The 3,397-nt window shown below is 33.6% G+C and carries 1 protein-coding gene; it reads right to left on the bottom strand.

What is annotated here, in order from left to right; all coding sequences use genetic code 11:
- Positions 1–40: 40 nt before the first annotated feature.
- Positions 41–3,148, bottom strand: coding sequence for a DUF2723 domain-containing protein (locus OU788_RS11995; RefSeq protein ID WP_274635383.1), 3,108 nt, complete (start codon positions 3,146–3,148; stop codon positions 41–43).
- Positions 3,149–3,397: the final 249 nt, after the last annotated feature.

Genomic DNA, 3,397 nt, shown 5'->3' with positions numbered 1-3,397 from the left:
TAAGTATACGTGGTGTTTTTATAAAATATAACCTCATTAATTAAGGTTTTATAGAATCTAGTTGTTCTAGTTCCAATTCTTCTTCAGTTGGTGCTCTAAAGAATCTTTCGTGAACCATATAATCTTGGAATACTTTTTTACCGTACTCTTCATCTTTGTCATAACGTACAATTTGCTGAATAATGTTTTGATACATGTACAGGTTAGTTTGTATGTTATCTTCTACCAAATAAAGGTCTTGAGGATCAAAAGTAATATAGTATTGTAGTTTTTGCTGGAAGATGTCAATCAATGTTTCAGCAGTTTCACGTGCTTTATCAATATCACCAATACGGTAGTACAATTCTGGATACCCTAAAGAGAAATTATAGTGATCAAAATCTCTAATAGGCATTTTATGTAACGATAAATCTAAGACGTCTTTTGCGTTTACAGAATCACCTTTTTGCATAAACTCTTCCGATAAACGGATTAAGTTATTACGTAATGAAATAGCGTTACGCTTGCTTTGTTCATCTAAATAAATTTCTCCGTTGTTAATCGTTTTCCAATCCCATTTTTTAACGTTTTCGTACATTTTTTCAGGATCGATACGTCCCATTTCAAAAATAGACTGCCCTTCATTAGAAGTTTTAATAGGAACCAGTTTGTACGACATTCCATCTAACTGTAAATAATCTTTTAACCAGATGAATTCTTCATCTGCATTAGCACCACCTGTAAAATAAAGAGGGCGTTTCCAATCAAAATTATTTAAGATATCTAACATTAAAATTCGCGCTTTTGATAAACCTCTGTCATCAACAGTAATATCAATATAATCTACCATTTTATCAGCATCTTTCGCTGCTACTAACCCCGTTTTTAAAGCGTTTTCTTTGTTAACAGGGATACGGATTTTATTGGTTGGATAGAATTTTTCTCTTGCTCCATCTCCAGCATCTAAATAGGTTGCATCATTGTCACTAGCTATCCAACGCATAAAGTCACTGATAGAAAGAACCGAGTCTTTTAATTGTGGTATTTCGTAATAGTACGCCATATCCAAAGTTCCGTACTTATACTGATCGTGCGTTAATTGTGACGGAATAGGGTCAGCTGTATAGGTTTTCTTTTTCATTTGATCGATATACCAATCTGTTTGAAAAAGGCTAGTGTTTACAACTTTAATATCTCTACGTACTCCTTCAACTTGTTGCATATACCATAGCGGGAATGTATCATTATCACCTATGGTAAAAATAATCGCATTCGGATCACAGCTTTCTAAATAGGTTTGCGCATTTAATCGGGCTAAATAGCGATCTGATCTATCATGGTCATCCCAGTTTTGGAAGCCCATTAATGCAGGAACAGCAACTAATGAAACTGCAGAAGTGGCAATGGCAACCACACGTTTGTTGGCGTACTTTTTAAAATAATCATATAAAGCAAGTACCCCGAAACCAATCCAGATGGCAAATACATAAAATGAACCAACTACAGCATAATCACGTTCACGTGGTTCAAATGGTTTAGGGTTGGTGTAAAATATAATAGCTAGCCCTGTAAACAAGAAAAACAAGGTTAGTACATAAAAATTATTTTTATCTCTATTAAGTTGATAAAACAGTCCGAAAATCCCTAAAAGGAAAGGTAAAAAGAAGTAGGTGTTACGTCCTTTGTTATTTTTTACATCATCTGGTAAATTTTGTTGCGAGCCTAAACGAGCTTCATCAATAAAATTAATACCACTTAACCAGTTTCCGTTTTCAACATCTAAATGTCCTTGAATATCGTTTTGACGTCCTACAAAGTTCCACATAAAATAACGCCCATACATATAGCCAAATTGATAATCGACCATAAATTTCATATTCTCTAAAAAGGTTGGACGTCTTTTACTTCGAGCAGGAATTCCAGCAATGCTTTTGTATTGTTGCTCAGAAGCAGGATTAACCATACGCGGGATGAATCCTTTGTGTTTGCTAGAATAATTAGGAAGTACGTTTTTATACCTGTTTACAATAACATACTTTCCATCTATTTTTTCATACTTAGGTTTGTCGTCTTTATATGGGGTGTCAGCATCTAGTTCTCTATCATAAGCTACAGAATAGTAATTATCATAAAAAACATTTGCATCACCATATTGTTCACGGTTATAATATGCTAATAATTCGCGTGCACTTGATGGATTGTTCTCGTTAATAATGGTATCAGCATTCGCACGAATTGGTAACATTAACCAAGACGAGAAACCAATAATGATAAATAATACTGAAAGCACCAAGGTGTTTGCGGTAACCATATTCTTTTTACGTGTGTATTTTAATCCGTAAAAGAATAATCCTATTAACACTAATCCGGCGATGATTGTTCCTGAGTTGTATGGCAAGCCTATTTGGTTGATGAAGAACAACTCAGCAACACTAAAGAATTTTAAAGTAAACGGGAATAAGAATTTAAAGACAAAAGCTAACACTAAAATAGCTACTAATGTTGCGATAGCTGTTGTTTTTACAGTAATGTTCTTATAGGTTTTAAAGAAATATACTAAAACGATTGATGGAATAACAAGTAATGATAAGATGTGTACTCCAAAAGATAATCCTACTACAAAACTGATTAAAACTAACCACTTGTTTCCTCTAGGAGTGTTTAATTCGCTTTCCCAACGTAAACCTAACCAGAATAATAGCGTCATTAAGAATGACGACATTGCATACACTTCTCCTTCAACCGCACTAAACCAAAAACTATCTGAGAAAGTGTAAGCTAAAGCTCCAACTAAACCACTACCTAATATAGCAATAGCTTCATTTTTACTGAATTTCCCATTTTTTACAGCCATTTTTCTGGCTAAATTGGTGATTGTCCAAAACATGAAAAGAATAGTAAAAGCACTTGCCAATCCAGACATAAAGTTGACCATTTTAGCCAACTGACTCGGATCGCTAGTAAACATAGCAAAGAAAGCACCTAACATTTGAAATAAAGGAGCTCCCGGTGGATGTCCGACTTCTAAATTTACTGCGGTTGCTATATATTCGCCACAATCCCATGAACTTACAGTAGGTTCTAAGGTTAAGGTGTAGGTAATTAATGCTATTGCAAATGAAACCCATCCCAAAATGATGTTCCACTTTTTATAGTTAGGCTCAGTCATAGTTTTTTATCTAGATATAAAGTACGAATGTATTAATTACTAATGATTTTTTCGATGAAAACAAAAATATAATTTTGACAGTTTTCTTAAAATAACCTCTTATATAAAGTTCTGTTAAATGAAATTTTAGAGGTTAAAAAAGAAGTAAACGAAAAAAAGTGTAAAAAATTTGCTGAAATATAATTTTGTTTTATATTTGCACCCGCAATGAGCAATTGGCCTATGGTGTAATGGTAACACACCGGTTTT

It is taken from the genome of Tenacibaculum sp. L6 (genome assembly GCF_028823685.1).
Taxonomy (GTDB): domain Bacteria; phylum Bacteroidota; class Bacteroidia; order Flavobacteriales; family Flavobacteriaceae; genus Polaribacter.
The sequence above is the reverse complement of the archived record's forward strand: the minus strand, read 5'-3'. Positions and strand labels throughout refer to the sequence as shown.

Coding starts and splice junctions, on each gene's coding strand:
- OU788_RS11995 (WP_274635383.1), bottom strand. CDS start 3,148: ATGACTGAGCCTAACTATAAAAAGTGGAACATCATTTTGGGATGGGTT.